Annotated in this window: 21 protein-coding genes and 2 pseudogenes; 8 read left to right on the top strand and 15 right to left on the bottom strand. The window is 40.4% G+C overall.

The window, feature by feature from the left end:
* Positions 1-134: 134 nt before the first annotated feature.
* Positions 135-389, bottom strand: a pseudogene (locus tag IM319_RS22645) (hypothetical protein); the annotation flags it as partial.
* Positions 390-646: 257 nt separating this feature from the next.
* Here IM319_RS22645 and IM319_RS17820 point away from each other — a divergent pair.
* Positions 647-889: a hypothetical protein gene (locus IM319_RS17820; RefSeq protein WP_287736464.1), complete on the top strand. Its 243-nt coding sequence runs from the start codon at positions 647-649 to the stop codon at positions 887-889.
* 60 nt (positions 890-949) lie between these two features.
* Here the strand turns inward: IM319_RS17820 and IM319_RS17815 are convergent, their stop codons facing one another.
* Positions 950-1,642 (bottom strand): pirin family protein, encoded by a 693-nt coding sequence (locus tag IM319_RS17815; protein WP_287736463.1) that lies wholly within the window; start codon positions 1,640-1,642, stop codon positions 950-952.
* 157 nt (positions 1,643-1,799) lie between these two features.
* Here IM319_RS17815 and tnpB point away from each other — a divergent pair, with 157 nt between their 5' ends.
* The 6 genes from tnpB to IM319_RS17785 all read left to right on the top strand — a co-directional run bounded on the left by tnpB (position 1,800) and on the right by IM319_RS17785 (position 5,274).
* Entirely contained in the window at positions 1,800-3,005 is a 1,206-nt protein-coding gene (tnpB, locus tag IM319_RS17810) for an IS200/IS605 family element RNA-guided endonuclease TnpB (protein ID WP_287736462.1), read from the top strand.
* A gap of 328 nt (positions 3,006-3,333) precedes the next feature.
* A complete protein-coding gene (locus tag IM319_RS17805) occupies positions 3,334-3,588 on the top strand; it encodes a hemolysin XhlA family protein (RefSeq protein ID WP_286826896.1) in 255 nt (84 codons plus the stop codon).
* 112 nt (positions 3,589-3,700) lie between these two features.
* Entirely contained in the window at positions 3,701-4,009 is a 309-nt protein-coding gene (locus IM319_RS17800) for a DUF4164 family protein (protein WP_287683645.1), read from the top strand.
* 131 nt (positions 4,010-4,140) lie between these two features.
* On the top strand, positions 4,141-4,437 hold the full coding sequence (locus IM319_RS17795) for a polyhydroxyalkanoate biosynthesis repressor PhaR (RefSeq protein ID WP_287676308.1): 297 nt from the start codon (positions 4,141-4,143) through the stop codon (positions 4,435-4,437).
* 132 nt (positions 4,438-4,569) lie between these two features.
* The gene (locus IM319_RS17790; RefSeq protein ID WP_286826966.1) at positions 4,570-4,845 is read left to right on the top strand and encodes a polyhydroxyalkanoate biosynthesis repressor PhaR; all 276 of its coding nucleotides are present in this window, start codon (positions 4,570-4,572) and stop codon (positions 4,843-4,845) included.
* Between the two features lie 111 nt (positions 4,846-4,956).
* Complete coding sequence (locus IM319_RS17785) at positions 4,957-5,274, top strand: DUF4164 family protein (protein ID WP_079209767.1); 318 nt, start codon at positions 4,957-4,959, stop codon at positions 5,272-5,274.
* Between the two features lie 84 nt (positions 5,275-5,358).
* Here IM319_RS17785 and mnmE read toward each other — a convergent pair whose 3' ends face one another.
* Positions 5,359-6,732, bottom strand: a complete 1,374-nt coding sequence (gene mnmE / locus IM319_RS17780; protein ID WP_287736461.1) for a tRNA uridine-5-carboxymethylaminomethyl(34) synthesis GTPase MnmE — start codon at positions 6,730-6,732, stop codon at positions 5,359-5,361.
* Between the two features lie 53 nt (positions 6,733-6,785).
* On the opposite strand from mnmE, the gene IM319_RS17775 reads away from it, so the two are divergent.
* The gene (locus IM319_RS17775) at positions 6,786-7,319 is read left to right on the top strand and encodes a DUF2062 domain-containing protein (RefSeq protein WP_287077665.1); all 534 of its coding nucleotides are present in this window, start codon (positions 6,786-6,788) and stop codon (positions 7,317-7,319) included.
* A gap of 216 nt (positions 7,320-7,535) precedes the next feature.
* Here the strand turns inward: IM319_RS17775 and IM319_RS17770 are convergent, their stop codons facing one another.
* The 12 genes and pseudogenes from IM319_RS17770 to IM319_RS17715 all read right to left on the bottom strand — a co-directional run.
* Entirely contained in the window at positions 7,536-7,934 is a 399-nt protein-coding gene (locus IM319_RS17770) for a HEPN domain-containing protein (RefSeq protein ID WP_287736460.1), read from the bottom strand.
* Positions 7,931-8,245: a nucleotidyltransferase domain-containing protein gene (locus IM319_RS17765; RefSeq protein ID WP_024971013.1), complete on the bottom strand. Its 315-nt coding sequence runs from the start codon at positions 8,243-8,245 to the stop codon at positions 7,931-7,933. The genes IM319_RS17770 and IM319_RS17765 overlap by 4 nt, the downstream gene beginning before the upstream one ends.
* A 104-nt stretch (positions 8,246-8,349) precedes the next feature.
* On the bottom strand, positions 8,350-8,580 hold the full coding sequence (locus tag IM319_RS17760; RefSeq protein WP_287736459.1) for an HNH endonuclease: 231 nt from the start codon (positions 8,578-8,580) through the stop codon (positions 8,350-8,352).
* Between the two features lies 1 nt (position 8,581).
* A complete protein-coding gene (locus IM319_RS17755) occupies positions 8,582-8,839 on the bottom strand; it encodes a hypothetical protein (RefSeq protein ID WP_287736458.1) in 258 nt (85 codons plus the stop codon).
* A gap of 136 nt (positions 8,840-8,975) precedes the next feature.
* On the bottom strand, positions 8,976-9,344 hold the full coding sequence (locus tag IM319_RS17750; RefSeq protein ID WP_002744172.1) for a DUF5615 family PIN-like protein: 369 nt from the start codon (positions 9,342-9,344) through the stop codon (positions 8,976-8,978).
* Entirely contained in the window at positions 9,341-9,583 is a 243-nt protein-coding gene (locus IM319_RS17745; RefSeq protein WP_024969749.1) for a DUF433 domain-containing protein, read from the bottom strand. Before IM319_RS17745 ends, IM319_RS17750 begins: the two co-directional genes overlap by 4 nt.
* 79 nt (positions 9,584-9,662) lie before the next feature.
* Positions 9,663-10,100: a tetratricopeptide repeat protein gene (locus IM319_RS17740; RefSeq protein WP_287077662.1), complete on the bottom strand. Its 438-nt coding sequence runs from the start codon at positions 10,098-10,100 to the stop codon at positions 9,663-9,665.
* Positions 10,101-10,116: 16 nt separating this feature from the next.
* Positions 10,117-10,374, bottom strand: coding sequence for a hypothetical protein (locus IM319_RS17735; RefSeq protein WP_002737575.1), 258 nt, complete (start codon positions 10,372-10,374; stop codon positions 10,117-10,119).
* Positions 10,352-10,573 (bottom strand): hypothetical protein, encoded by a 222-nt coding sequence (locus IM319_RS17730; protein WP_002736659.1) that lies wholly within the window; start codon positions 10,571-10,573, stop codon positions 10,352-10,354. Before IM319_RS17730 ends, IM319_RS17735 begins: the two co-directional genes overlap by 23 nt.
* Before the next feature lie 72 nt (positions 10,574-10,645).
* The gene (fxsT, locus tag IM319_RS17725; RefSeq protein ID WP_287736457.1) at positions 10,646-12,985 is read right to left on the bottom strand and encodes an FxSxx-COOH system tetratricopeptide repeat protein; all 2,340 of its coding nucleotides are present in this window, start codon (positions 12,983-12,985) and stop codon (positions 10,646-10,648) included.
* 13 nt (positions 12,986-12,998) lie between these two features.
* Positions 12,999-13,460: a hypothetical protein gene (locus IM319_RS17720; RefSeq protein ID WP_287736456.1), complete on the bottom strand. Its 462-nt coding sequence runs from the start codon at positions 13,458-13,460 to the stop codon at positions 12,999-13,001.
* 175 nt (positions 13,461-13,635) lie between these two features.
* Positions 13,636-13,758, bottom strand: a pseudogene (locus IM319_RS17715) (DUF3782 domain-containing protein); the annotation flags it as partial.

Here is a 13,758-nt window from a genome sequence, read left to right as displayed (position 1 = left end):
TGAAAGGTCGCGAAAGTCTGTGGACTTTGTGTAAGACAGTACATGGTTTTTTAACCGTGGTATGCAACGGTGGTTGAAGCAGAAACTTAAATCGTGAGGTTTAGGAATCGCCGCACTTTTAGGGCGGCGAGGATGTCAAAGTAGCGGATGCTGAGATCATTGATCGCTTTCCCCGGAAAGCGGTCTTGGATAGCTGACCGGAGAAATTCTGGCAGCGGTCGATCGGGCGATAATAATGTTCCAGATTTCATGGATTTTCCCCCTAAAACCAAAGGAAGCGGGGAACTCTGACAAATGCCGTCCCGATGGGGACTATTCGCTTGCGCTCCCTACCCCACCAATTTTTTACTAGGGATGGGCTCTGGCGCGGGGAGTTCCCTTGTATTCATTGTAACAAATTTCTCCGCAAGGATTCGGGGCGATACCCTGAGAACAGGTTCTCTTGATTTTTCGTTACAAAGATTGACAAATTTATCCCTTTATTTTGGCGATAATAATAATTACCAGGCGACAAGCCAGAAAAAATAATGGAAATAGGGAAAGACGGACGAGGATGGGACTAACTAACTAGCAATGATGATAGCGAGAAAAGAAGTGGTTTAGTAGTGCCGAATTCTCGTTCCCGATCATTTAGGAGGTAGGAAAGATGACAATTTATGTCACCCGCGAGGGGGATAAACTGGCGGCCGATTCCCCACTGGAATTGGTGGAAAAATTACAACAATGTCAGGGGAGAATGGCGGAAACAAGACAGGACTTCATGACTCGGATGGCCGCACAGATGGTAGCCAGCCAAGGCGTTACTGTTCCCATCACCGATCCGGAGAATTTTATCGCCGAGCTAATCCACAACGATTTTCTGAGCGTGGTGGACAGTATTGATGGCTAAAAGTCGGCCGGGGAATTGGCGGCAAAACTTAGCCCCTAGAATTCCTAACACTCAACCCCACTACCCTAGGTCAAAAAGCAAAATTTCCGAGTCTTCTAGAGATTGAATAGCCACAGAAGTTTCCTCGCTAATTGCCGCTCCATCCCCCGCTCGTAAATGCACGCTATTTAGGGTTATTTGCCCTCTAGCCACCTGTAACCAGCCATAACGACTGGGAGCTAAGGAATGGGTGAGGGACTGTCCTAGGGGCAAAATTCCCGCGTAGAGATTAACGTCTTGATGGACTTTAACCGCGTTACCGGCGCCGGTGGGAGAGGCGATTAATTGTAGGGTATGGGAAGAAAATTCGATCGCTTTTTGTTCATAACTGGGTTCTAGATTTTTTGGGTCGGGAATAATCCAAATTTGCAGAAGATGGAGGGGATTAGTGGCAGAATGATTAAATTCACTGTGTTTTATTCCTGTTCCTGCGCTCATCCGTTGAATTTCACCGTGTCGAATCACGGAACCTGTACCGAGACTGTCTTGGTGTTCTAGTTCTCCCTCCAAAACATAGGTTAAAATCTCCATATCGTGGTGTCCGTGGGTGTGAAATCCTTTTCCCCCAATCACTTTATCCTCGTTAATAACTCTTAGACTCCTAAAATTAATCTGTTGGGGATCATAATATTGGGCAAAAGAAAAAGTATGATAGGTATCCAACCAACCATAGTTAGCGTGGCCTCTTTCCTCCGCTTTGCGTATAGTAATCATCAGTTTTCCTCTTTTTTATCACAGATGTCGGGGTAAAGACCCTCAGTTTTACAGACGGGATGAAACCCTGACCAGAATAGAACCGCAAAGCACGATTAAATCCTTGACAGTTTAGCCTAGCATAGTTTACCACAGTAGATATAGGTTGGTAAGCAAAATGCTAAAAGCATTCAAGTACAGAATCTATCCGACCAGTGAGCAATCAGTTTTGCTTGCCAAGTCGTTTGGCTGTGCTAGATGGTTTTACAATTACGCTCTAAACTTAACATCTGAAACTTACAAGCAAACTGGAAAAGGATTAAGCAGAAACGAAATAATTAAGCTGCTGCCTTCCCTAAAAAAAGAGTATGAGTGGTTAAGCGAAGTACCATCGCAGGTATTACAGCAAGCAGCTTTAAATCTTTCTAGTGCTTTCCTTAATTTCTTTGAAGGTAGAACTAAATATCCTAACTTCAAGAAAAAGCAAAATAGGCAGTCGATTAGATTTCCTCAGCACTGTAAGTTAAAAGATGATGTTCTGGTATTGCCTAAAATTGGTGAAGTCTATTGCAAGGTTTCACGGCAACCAGAGGGAAGCTTAAAGTCTGTTACGGTTTCAGTTAATCCATCGGGAGAATATTTCGCATCTTGTCTTTATGATGATGGTCAGGATTTACCCCAAAAATTAACCCTGAGCGAAGCCGAAGGGTCATCAGAAGGAAAAGCTGTCGGGATAGACGTTGGACTAACCCATTTTGCTATTACATCAGACGGGACTAAACACGGGAATCCTAAATACTACCGTAAGTACGAACAGAGATTAGCGAGGAGACAAAAGAAATTAAGTCGCAAGCAAAAAGGCTCTAACAACCGAAATAAAGCTAGAGTTAAAGTTGCTAAAGTTCACTCTAAAATTGTTCGTTGTCGTGAAGATTTCCTCCACAAACTAAGTCGTAAATTAGTTGACGAAAACCAAGTCATAGTGGTAGAAAATCTGGCAGTCAGAAACATGGTCAAAAACCAGAAACTAGCAAAATCAATTAGTGATGCTGGTTGGGGTCAATTCTGTACTATGTTAAAATACAAGGCTGAATGGGAAGGAAAAATCTATATAGAAGTTGACAGATTTTTTCCTAGTTCCAAGACTTGTAGTAACTGCTTAAATCGTGTTGACAGTTTAAGCTTGGATATTCGTAGTTGGCAATGTCCTAAGTGTGGAGAAACCCACGATAGAGACATCAATGCCGCTAAGAATATTCGAGATGAAGGTTTACGAATTTTGGCGGTAGGGCATACCGCTACTGCTTCTGGAGGGAGAGTAAGACCAAGTAAAGGCACTGCTTTTGCAAGGCATCTCCCCGTGAACGAAGAATCCCTCGCATGAGTGCGATGGGAGTGTCAAACCAAAAGAAAACCGAGAGGGCTAGGAAAAAAGCCTGAAACTCCTCTGGATTTCCTCCTTTTTCCCTGTGGAATCTGGGCTTTAAGATGAATGGGATGTTAGGAAGTTCCCGAAAAAATTGGCAGTTAGGGTTTTTCCGTAGAGAATGAACAGTAACTGGTAATCAGTGACAAGAAACTATCTAAGTTTTCACCTAACACTGTCTCAGTGGTTGGACAAAAGTAAAGTTAACTATAGGGTAAGGAATGCCAAAAAGCCTAGACTTAAGATAAAATTATATCCAACCGGATGCAGTATAGGAGTTTACCAAATGTCTAACGAGACTGTTACTTATTCCCTAGAAGCTATTCTGACAAGGATTGAGGGGAAGATCGACAAAATCGATGAACGGTTAACCAAAGTGGAAATAGGAGTAGCCACTTTAACCGAAAAGGTTGAAAGCATCGACAATCGGCTCAGATCGGTAGAGGGAACCCAAAAAAATCAGGTCTGGACATTAATCATCCTTTTGGGAAGTGCCATTTTTACGGCCGCTTGGAAAGTATTTTTTTCAAGTAATATCTGATCTCTCTAATCCTCAACAAGACTAGAGTTAACCGCTCCTGAAAGAAAATTTTCTTAAAGCCTAGACTAAGATAAAATTATATCCAACCAGATGCAGTATAGGAGTTTATCAAATGTCTAACGAAACTGTTACTTATTCCCTAGAAGCTGTCCTCACAAGGATTGAGGGAAAGATTGACTCGCTTGAGAAGCGGGTTAACGAAAGATTTGACAAGGTAGAAGATCGGTTAACCAAAGTAGAAATAGGACTAACCGATATCAAGGGGGATATTAAAGTGTTAGACGAGAAAATCGAAGGCATCGACAATCGGCTCAGATCGGTAGAGGGAACCCAAAAAAATCAGGTCTGGACATTGATTATCCTTTTGGGAAGTGCCATTTTTACGGCCGCTTGGAAAGTATTTTTTTCCAGTAATATCTGAGTTCTCCAATCCTCAACAAGACTAAAGTTAAACGAACCCAAAAAGATTAACCGCTCCTGAAAGAAAATTTTCTTAAAGCTAGACTTAAAATAAAATTATCCCCAACCAGATGCAGTATAGGAGTTTACCAAATGTCTAACGAAACTGTTACTTATTCCCTTGATGTCGTCCTTAAAGAAATTAAAGACAGTATCAAGGAAGTTAGTCAAAAATTCGATAAGATTGATGAGCGGTTAACCAAAGTAGAAATAGGAATAGCCGATCTCAAAGGGGATATCAAAGTGTTAGGCGAGAAAATCGAAGGCATCGACAATCGGCTCAGATCGGTAGAGGGAACCCAAAAAAATCAGGTCTGGACATTGATTATCCTTTTGGGAAGTGCCATTTTTACGGCCGCTTGGAAAGTATTTTTTTCAAGTAATATCTGATCTCTCTAATCCTCAACAAGACTACAGTTAAACGAACCCAAAAAGATTAACCGCTCCTGAAAGAAAATTTTCTTAAAGCCTAGACTTAAAATAAAATTATCCCCAACCAGATGCAGTATAGGAGTTTACCAAATGTCTAACGAAACTGTTACTTATTCCCTAGAAGCTGTCCTCACAAGGATTGAGGGGAAGATTGACAAAATCGATGAACGGTTAACCAAAGTAGAAATAGGACTAACCGATATCAAGGGGGATATTAAAGTGTTAGACGAGAAAATCGAAGGCATCGACAATCGGCTCAGATCGGTAGAGGGAACCCAAAAAAATCAGGTCTGGACATTAATTATCCTTTTGGGGAGTGCCATTATTACGGCCGGTTGGAAAGTATTTTTTTCCAGTAATATCTGAGTTCTCTAATTCTCAACAAGACTACAGTTAACCGCTCCTGAAAAAAATTTTCTTAAAGCCTAGACTAAGATAAAATTATATCCAACCAGATGCAGTATAGGAGTTGACCCAATGTCTAACGAAACTGTTACTTATTCCCTTGATGTCGTCCTTAAAGAAATTAAAGACAGTATCAAGGAAGTTAGCCAGAAATTCGATAAGATTGATGAACGGTTTGATCGATTAGATAATCGCTTAACAAAACTTGAGATAGGACAAGCAGATATCAAAGGGGATATTAAAGTTTTAGACGAGAAAATCGAAGGCATCGACAATCGGCTAAAATCAGTGGAAGGAACCCAAAAAAATCAGGTCTGGACATTGATTATCCTTTTGGGAAGTGCCATTATTACGGCCGCTTGGAAAGTATTTTTTTCCAGTAATATCTGATCTTTATAATTCTCAACAAGACTACAGTTAACCCAACACAAAAGGATAAAAACTTGTTTCTGGTTGACCAGATTTTCTAATTGCTTACTTGCCAATACAAAAACGGCTAAAAATGCGATCGAGTACCGATTCAGTTACTTCTTCGCCGGTAATTTCTCCTAAAGCTTGAATGGCAGTACGCAGATCGATCGACCAAAAATCAAAAGGTAAATCTTGGTCAATTGTTTTTTTGACCTGTTCCAAAGCAATTTTCGCCCTAGTTAAAGCGGCCGCTTGTCGTTGATTAATGGCTAAATCCAAATTAGCCGCCTGTAGTTCTTGATTTTGGACAGCATTAATAATACTTTTTTCTAAGTCTTCAATACCCTGATTTTGGGCGGCGGATAGCTTGACAACTCTCTCAATTTCTGCTGGGTAAATTATCATTTCGGGATTAGCTAAATCAATTTTATTAATCACTAAAATTAATCGGCGATCGCTGACAGAGCGATAAATTTCCTCGTCTTCCTCGGTCCATCCTGACTCTGCGGAGACGGTTAAGAGAACTAAATCAGCAGACCGGGCCGTTTGACGGGAACGTTCCACCCCAATTTGTTCGACTCGATCGCTGGCCGAGCGAATTCCTGCCGTATCGAGGACTTGTACGGGGATTCCCGCCACAACTAGCTGAGATTCGACAATATCGCGGGTAGTGCCGGGTAAATCGGTGACAATCGCTCGATCGCTCCGACTCCAAGCATTTAACAAACTGGATTTACCCACATTCGGCCGCCCCACGATCGCCACTTTCAGACCACTACGCAGCAATTCCCCGCGCTCGGCAGTGGCTAAAATTAAATTTACTTGACAAAAAACCTGTTCTATGCTATGAAGAATCACCTCGTGATCCAAGGGCGGTAAATCCTCTTCAAAGTCAATACGGGCCTCAATTTCAGCCAAAATATCGAGACAGGTGGAGCGCAAATGGCGGATCGGTTGCGCGAGTTTCCCCTGTAAACCAGCGAGGGCAAATTGTGCCGCTTGGGGAGAACGCGCCCCAACGAGATCGACGACGCTTTCGGCTTGAGTTAGGTCAATTCTGCCGTTAAGAAAGGCACGCAGGCTAAATTCCCCCGCTTGTGCCAAACGCGCCCCATTTTCTAAACATAACTGTAACACCTGTTGTACGGGCATAATGCCGCCATGACAGTGAAATTCCACCACATCCTCGCGAGTGAAAGAGCGGGGTGCTAACATGAGCAACAGTAAAGCTTCATCGATAATTGCCTGACTTTGGGGATGCCGGATATAACCGTAGAGAAGACGATGACTTTGCCATTTTTGACGATTGCGGGTATGAAAAAGCTGACGAGCGATCGCCAATGCCTGACTACCGGATAAACGGACAATACCGATGCTACCCTGTTGCGGAACGATCGCCGTAGCGATGGCAGCGATCGTATCCCCTGTGTTTAACATCTCTTAATCACTCCTTGCTAAAATTGAACTCCGTATCAATTTTGTCAGCATTTATGCCCGAAAATATGCATTCACGGCCATTAAAAGCGAGAAAAAGCGGCAAATATTCGAGTAATCGCTTACTGCGATTTTTGCGCTATTGGTATATTCGCTTAATGCGATTACAAGGACATCCTAGGGAAATTGCCAGGGGTTTTGCCTTGGGAGTTTTTTCGGGATTTTTCCCGTGGATGGGCCTTCAAATCATCGTCGCTATCTTTTTAGCCACCCTATTTCGTGCCAACAAAATCGCAGCTGCTGCAGGTACTTATATCAGCAATCCCTTGACCGATCTGCCAATTTTCCTGTTTAACTATAAATTAGGAGAGTTTATTCTTGGTCAAAGCGGGCGATCGAATCTGGGCAACATTTTTCAAACTAATCAAAGCTTCACCGAAAAGTTAGCTAGTTCTGGCGGCCAATTTCTTTTGACCCTGTTTTTTGGTTGCTTACTATCAGCGACGGTATTTGCTACGATAACCTATTTTGTTAGCTATCGCCTAGTTCATCAACGGTATCACCGGCGACAAACAGGTAGAAAACGCTGATAAGTCTAAACTATGATTTGAATGATTGAATGAATACTATGATTGTGTTGTATTCAGCAAACCTTCATCAATGATCAATCATAGTCCATCCCATAGTCAAATTGATCGCAGTTAAGACGATGGATGTGACTGTCGCAGCATTTGTAAATTATTACGAATCATTTGTGTATTGAGATGCTCTTTACTTAATGTATTGCTATACAATACTTTTGTCATTTAATCAGTAGGAAGCAGGTCTGAAATTATATTTAAAAAATCTCTCACTTTTGCAATGAAAGGAAGAACTTGTAATTCATCAAAATCTGCAAAGTCTGTATAATCTGCTTCGAGACGGTATTCAAACAATTCGTTATAAATTGCACCAAAGTCTTTTGAAATAATTTCACTACGGATGTAGTTTTTATTGAAGAGACTACGGACACCTGTATGTTTTGGAGATGAGAGATTATCATAAGCAAGTAAAGCCGTAACAGCATAAAAGCAACTGTAATATAGACGATTGATACAACTATTCCATCTTGCACCATCAGCAAGAGAACAAGCATCTTGATAAGCTTCCTCTGCACGATTTAAACGATACCTAATTAGTTGATCATGAGGGAAATTTTTACTCATAACATAATGGCTTCTTTGTTAACTGATTGCCAGAAAGGAGTAGTTTGTAATAAGGGATGTTCCCATTGATTTTTGCTGCGAACAATGGTACAAATAACTTCTTCTGTTTCCCATTCGATTTCATAAATTTGACGACGGATTTGAGATGTGCGAGTAGGGTTGGTGATCCCATCAACTAATACTAATATATCCCAATCAGAGTCTGGTTGAGCATCATTCCGCGCCCGTGAACCATAAAGAAATATTTGCGCTTGTGGTTCGATCGCTTGTACTGCTTGTTTAATTTTATTGAGTAATAGTTGTTTTTCCATGATTTTTTATGACCTTTTTTGTACTGCAAAACAATATTAACAATATAATCCATCCCATAATCCCATAATAAGTCTAAACTGTGATTTGAATGATTAAATGAATACTATGATTGTGTTGTATTCAGCAAGTCTGTACCTTTTTGTAAATTGCAAAAAATACAGGCGTAGCACAAATTATCAGCCGAAGTTGCTCCCCCGTGTTTAACACTAATGATATGATCCACCTGACAGCCAGATACCCTATCAGCATCAGAAATTAAGCAATATTCACAGAGAAAATCGGCACGTTCAGCAACTAATTTTCGCAATTCTGCACTAATGTAAGGTCGAGCCATTTTAGTTGGCTCCATTGAGATATTTGTGAGCTTTTGCTTTTGCTAGGGTCATAATATGTTCTAGCATTAAATAAGCATCGAGTTCCTGTTTTTCATCTTGGGTAAGTTCATTATTTTTAGCGTTATAAATTAGGTCTTCTAGGCGATTTTGAGCGGTATCGGAAAGATGAAAGTTAATCACCGATTGGGGAGTGGTTCCCCCTGCGATTAGTTCAATAATTTCGTTATAGACTTTGATGGTTTGGGTTGCTGTATTCATGGGTTTATTCTGTTGGGTTTATTGGGTAGGGAAAAAGCAATTACAATTTAATGAACTGTAAAAGAATTGCTGTTTTTCTATCAGGTTTAAAAGTGGCGATCGCTGTTTAATTTATATTAGGAACACTATTAATTTGTCAACCAGATTTTCTGATCCTAAACTTATTTTTATCCACAATTACCGTTGAGCCAATAATTTCTTCTATATCTACGGTATTGATAAAATTTTCTAAAACCTGTCTAATTTCTACCGCTATCGCCTCAAAAGGAAATCGTAAAATAATCAGACCACAATGGGTATTGGGAGGATAATTTTTGATATTAGCCCATCCCAAATCACGGCTAATAATAATTCGCTGTTCTCGTTGAGCAAATCGAAATAGCTCAGGGTCTTTTGTGCCACTTAGTCCAGAGGTTTTTACATGAATAGCGTCATAACCTTTAGAATTTAGCAAGTTGCTTAAACTTAAGGGGCAGTCTTCATCAATTAAAAAGCGAATTTTCAACTGGGTTTCTCCATTGGATAAATGATTTCATTATTTAAAAGTTCAGAAAAATATGCTAAAGAAGCAAGAATTTGCTCTTGAGTAACTCCATATTCCTCCATGACTTCTTCATAGCTCATTCCTCCTGCCAGGGAACCAATAACAATGGCGATCGGGATTCGGGTTCCTGTTAAGATTGGTTTACCATGTTGAATTTCGTTATCTATGGTAATAGCATTATTTAATAAGTTGGTTGTCATTAATTTTCTCCGTTTAAGTTTGATTAAGAATAAACTGATTTAATTTCCTAAAAACTTGACATAATCCCATCAATCACAGTTAATACGATGGATGTTGCTGTTGTCGCATCTTTTGTAAACTTTCCCGAATCTTAACAGTATTAGGATGATTCTCCCCTAAAGCTTGCTCGGCAATTGCTAATGCTTGTAAATAGAGGGGTTCAGCTTCTTCGTACTTTCCTTGAGAATTGTACAATTTTGCTAAACCATTGAGGGAAGATGATACATCGGGATGATTCTCCCCTAATAGTCGTTTTCTCAATTCTAAAGCTTGTAAATAGAGTGGTTCAGCTTCTGCGTACCTTCCTTGGGATTGGTAGAGTTTTGCTAAATTATTAAGATTTTCAGTGATATTGGGATAGTTATCGCCTTCAAAAATTTCTGGACAGTATTTTTTTTGATTTGCCAGAAATTCCTGTGAGGTAACTTCAGTAAAATCTTGGTGGATAATATTGCGAAATTCTTGAGGATCTAGCATGGTTAATTTTCTCCTTCTATTTAATTAACTCTTCATACTCATCATGAGAACCAATCCAAAACCAGTAATAATCTTCACCTTTTTTCAATGCTAAAGCTCTATAATTCTCAGTTATTCGGACTGACCAGACATTTTTCCCTACTTTCTTGAAATGTAATGATCGATGGAAAACATTACTAATCCAGAGACGATAGGCTTTTTTTGCCTGTTGCTTAATGTAGGGAGGTAAGTTGGCATAACATTGCCAAAAATCAGGAGTTGTTAAGGATTTCATCTAAAGGCTTAACTTGATTGTTACTGATATCATTGTTGACTTTTTGTAATAGTCGATCGAGTTTCCCTGATTCGAGATCGTTTTTTATCTGTTTGTCCCAACTATCATCAAGATAGTCTTGTAACCAAGCTGATAATTGATGGATTTCTTCGTCAGGCAACTGGAGAATCGCGGATTCAATATCTTTGAGTGTAGTCATGATTGTTTGGTTGATTGAAGGTGATTGTATTATTTTATATTGTTGTATTATCGGATGGGTTAATAACCCATCCTACGGGAGCGACTCTAAGTTTTCCCGAATCTTAACAGTATTAGGATGATTCTCCCCTAAAGCTTGCTCGGCAATTGCTAAAGCTTGCAAATAAAGAGGTTCTGCTTCTGGGTATCTGCCTTGGGAGTAGTACAATAGTGCTAAATTGTTGAGGGAAAGTGCCACATCGGGATGATTGTCTCCTAAGAGTTGTTTTCTCAAATCTAATGCTTCTAGATAGAGAGGTTCTGCTTCTGGGTATCTGCCTTGGGATTGGTACAAGTTTGCTAAATTGTTGAGGGAAGTTGCCACAAGGGGATGATTGTCTCCTAAGAGTCGTTTATACAAATCTAATGCTTCTAGATAGAGAGGTTCTGCTTCTGGGTATCTGCCTTGGGAACGGTACAATTGTGCTAAATTGTTGAGGGAAGTTGCCACATCGGGATGATTGTCTCCTAAGAGTCGTTTAGACAAATCTAATGCTTCTAGATAGAGAGGTTCTGCTTCTGGGTATCTGCCTTGGGATTGGTACAATGCTGCTAAATTGTTGAGGGAAGCTGCGACATCCGGATGATTGTCTCCTAAGAGTTGTTTTCTCAAATCTAAAGCTTCTAGATAGAGAGGTTCTGCTTCTGGGTATCTGCCTTGGGAACGGTACAATTCTGCTAAATTGTTGAGGGAAGCTGCCACAAGGGGATGATTGTCTCCTAAGAGTCGTTTTCTCAAATCTAATGCTTCTAGATAGAGAGGTTCTGCTTCTGGGTATCTGCCTTGGTATTGGTACAATGCTGCTAAATTGTTGAGGGAAGCTGCGACATCCGGATGATTGTCTCCTAAGAGTCGTTTTATCAAATCTAATGCTTCTAGATAGAGAGGTTCTGCTTCTGGGTATCTGCCTTGGGAACAGTACAAGTATGCTAAATTGTTGAGGGAAGTTGCCACAAGGGGATGATTGTCTCCTGAGCGAGATTGTACCGCTTTGAGACAATTATCACAATATCTTTCTGCCGAGTTATACTGTCCTTGCCCCGAATAAAACCGTGCTACCCCAACAAATGCCCAAATTAAATTATCATCAGGATTAGGAATATCATCCAGCATCTCTTGACTCAGTAACTCCAGATGAGGAATAGCCAGACGCACTCTGTCAATATCTGCAATAACGGGATCCTGGGGAATAGTCTTTGCTACGGCAATTCCACTACTCGCAATTCCTCCTTGCAGAACATGAATAAAATCATCCCCTTCCTGCTTACTTTGATAACGAAAATACTCTCTCAACAAAGCATGAATAACAATATTTTTACCATTCTCAATCTCAATCAGAGACAAATTATCTAAGTGCTTGCGTGCATCCTTGACTGCTTTCTTCTCCCATCCCAAACTGTTTATCGTCGGTTCCACCAACTCTTGCCAAGGAATAGCAGCAGCAGCAAACCTTCCCAACAGCATCGCCAACTGAGTTGCTAAACCTTGCAAACGTTGCCAACTCAAATTAAACGCAGCTATCACACCCCTCTCAGCCGTAATTCCCCTCACCATTTCATCGGAAAGCGACTCATCCTCAAGACTCAACTGCTTTAAATAATCTTCCAGAGACAACATCCGATCATCTTTTAAATATTTAGCAACCAACTCTAATGCTAAAGGTAAATAACCCAGATAACGACAAATCTCCTTCGCTGTTTCTATCTCATTTTCAATGCGCGAAGTGAGTTCAGCATCGACAATTTTTGTTAACAGTTCAATAGACTCCGCTTCTGACAACACCCCTAACGATAACTCCCAAAACCTCAGACTCAGATTCCTTTTTCGCGTCGTTAGCATCACCTTAAAACGAGAGGAAATTGGGAGCAACTCTTCAGGAATATCTTCTAAACTTTTAACATCATCAATAACAAGTAAAATTTGTCCCTCTTGAGGATGCCAATTTTGCCAACACCACTTCACCTGTTCCTCAACACTTCCCGATTTCTGTAACTTCTCCGGCATTGCTAAATAAGGCGCAGCTTTTAATAAAATTTGAGTCGCTAAATCCCCTTGATTGAGAGAAAACCAATAACAAGCCACATATCGCTGTTGAAACTCTTTTGATAACGCATACTGAACCGCTAACTCAGTCTTACCCACACCTCCCATACCCCGCACCGCACAAACCGAAACCTTACCCTCATTTTGTAACGCCTTATGCAAATTCTTTAAATCTTGCTGCCTCCCGACAAAATTGGGTGATCCTTGTCGTACATCACTGGGAATTGTTGTACTTACTTTTGGTAAATTAATCGTTTGTTTAATCTCAACTTGAGCATAATCACCAAACGTTGAATCTTTAATCCCTGTCAGAGTATTTTTGTTATCCATAATCGTTATAAAATTAGTTAGTTTCTTGGTCAATTGTAAAAATAGCGTCTCCATCCGCTTTGATCTGCTGCGCACCAATTTGTTCAACGAGATCGCCCTTAGCTTTTTGCTTGATTTCTGCTTTTATGCGACCTGCCGTAACATCTCTTAAACCAACTTGGGTGATTTCCCCTGCTTGAATTGCTCGTCCTAAAATCTGTAACTCCTCAGCAAAAAGGGAGTCTTCATCTAAAATCACATCTAAATTTTTAGTCAAAGTTGCGATCGCTGTACTATCACCACTTTCAACCTTAGCCAATGCTTCATTAACTTTCTCCGATCTTCCCATTAATCGAGTTTTGATCTTTTCCCATAAAATAGGAATCTTATCCAAAGCTTCAGCCGTAAACCGTTTCGCTAAATCTCCCGTCCCAGACTTCACAAACTCTTGTACTGCTAAGGTGACAAGTAAACCTGCTGTTAATGGCTCAGTCATTTTTAAATTTTCCTCTAATAGTAATTCAAATTGGGTTTGAGACTCTAAACGTTTAGAGAAAAATAAAATCTCTAAATTTTAAATCTCTCCACTCTCATGGCTCTCTTGGATTTGGTGGGTAAAATGTATTCTAAGATACATTCCTCCTAGCGAGGGGGTGGAACGAAAGCTCAACCTACCAAACCTGGGGCGTAAACTCCGCATCATTTAAAATTATTACATTTTCCCCTGACTGCACCAACACAAATAAACCCTGACGACAACCATAACTCGCCACCTCATTGGGAACAATCATCGC

This window comes from Microcystis sp. M113S1 (genome assembly GCF_020246945.1).
Taxonomy (GTDB): Bacteria; Cyanobacteriota; Cyanobacteriia; order Cyanobacteriales; family Microcystaceae; genus Microcystis.
The sequence above is the reverse complement of the archived record's forward strand: the minus strand, read 5'-3'. Positions and strand labels throughout refer to the sequence as shown.

Excerpts from the sequence above, each read along its gene's own strand:
- IM319_RS17820 (WP_287736464.1), top strand. The coding sequence starts at position 647 with ATGACAATTTATGTCACCCGCGAGGGGGATAAACTGGCGGCCGATTCC.
- IM319_RS17815 (WP_287736463.1), bottom strand. The coding sequence starts at position 1,642 with ATGATTACTATACGCAAAGCGGAGGAAAGAGGCCACGCTAACTATGGT.
- tnpB (WP_287736462.1), top strand. The coding sequence starts at position 1,800 with ATGCTAAAAGCATTCAAGTACAGAATCTATCCGACCAGTGAGCAATCA.
- IM319_RS17805 (WP_286826896.1), top strand. The coding sequence starts at position 3,334 with ATGTCTAACGAGACTGTTACTTATTCCCTAGAAGCTATTCTGACAAGG.
- IM319_RS17800 (WP_287683645.1), top strand. The coding sequence starts at position 3,701 with ATGTCTAACGAAACTGTTACTTATTCCCTAGAAGCTGTCCTCACAAGG.
- IM319_RS17795 (WP_287676308.1), top strand. The coding sequence starts at position 4,141 with ATGTCTAACGAAACTGTTACTTATTCCCTTGATGTCGTCCTTAAAGAA.
- IM319_RS17790 (WP_286826966.1), top strand. The coding sequence starts at position 4,570 with ATGTCTAACGAAACTGTTACTTATTCCCTAGAAGCTGTCCTCACAAGG.
- IM319_RS17785 (WP_079209767.1), top strand. The coding sequence starts at position 4,957 with ATGTCTAACGAAACTGTTACTTATTCCCTTGATGTCGTCCTTAAAGAA.
- mnmE (WP_287736461.1), bottom strand. The coding sequence starts at position 6,732 with ATGTTAAACACAGGGGATACGATCGCTGCCATCGCTACGGCGATCGTT.
- IM319_RS17775 (WP_287077665.1), top strand. The coding sequence starts at position 6,786 with ATGCCCGAAAATATGCATTCACGGCCATTAAAAGCGAGAAAAAGCGGC.
- IM319_RS17770 (WP_287736460.1), bottom strand. The coding sequence starts at position 7,934 with ATGAGTAAAAATTTCCCTCATGATCAACTAATTAGGTATCGTTTAAAT.
- IM319_RS17765 (WP_024971013.1), bottom strand. The coding sequence starts at position 8,245 with ATGGAAAAACAACTATTACTCAATAAAATTAAACAAGCAGTACAAGCG.
- IM319_RS17760 (WP_287736459.1), bottom strand. The coding sequence starts at position 8,580 with ATGGCTCGACCTTACATTAGTGCAGAATTGCGAAAATTAGTTGCTGAA.
- IM319_RS17755 (WP_287736458.1), bottom strand. The coding sequence starts at position 8,839 with ATGAATACAGCAACCCAAACCATCAAAGTCTATAACGAAATTATTGAA.
- IM319_RS17745 (WP_024969749.1), bottom strand. The coding sequence starts at position 9,583 with ATGACAACCAACTTATTAAATAATGCTATTACCATAGATAACGAAATT.
- IM319_RS17740 (WP_287077662.1), bottom strand. The coding sequence starts at position 10,100 with ATGCTAGATCCTCAAGAATTTCGCAATATTATCCACCAAGATTTTACT.
- IM319_RS17735 (WP_002737575.1), bottom strand. The coding sequence starts at position 10,374 with ATGAAATCCTTAACAACTCCTGATTTTTGGCAATGTTATGCCAACTTA.
- IM319_RS17730 (WP_002736659.1), bottom strand. The coding sequence starts at position 10,573 with ATGACTACACTCAAAGATATTGAATCCGCGATTCTCCAGTTGCCTGAC.
- fxsT (WP_287736457.1), bottom strand. The coding sequence starts at position 12,985 with ATGGATAACAAAAATACTCTGACAGGGATTAAAGATTCAACGTTTGGT.
- IM319_RS17720 (WP_287736456.1), bottom strand. The coding sequence starts at position 13,460 with ATGACTGAGCCATTAACAGCAGGTTTACTTGTCACCTTAGCAGTACAA.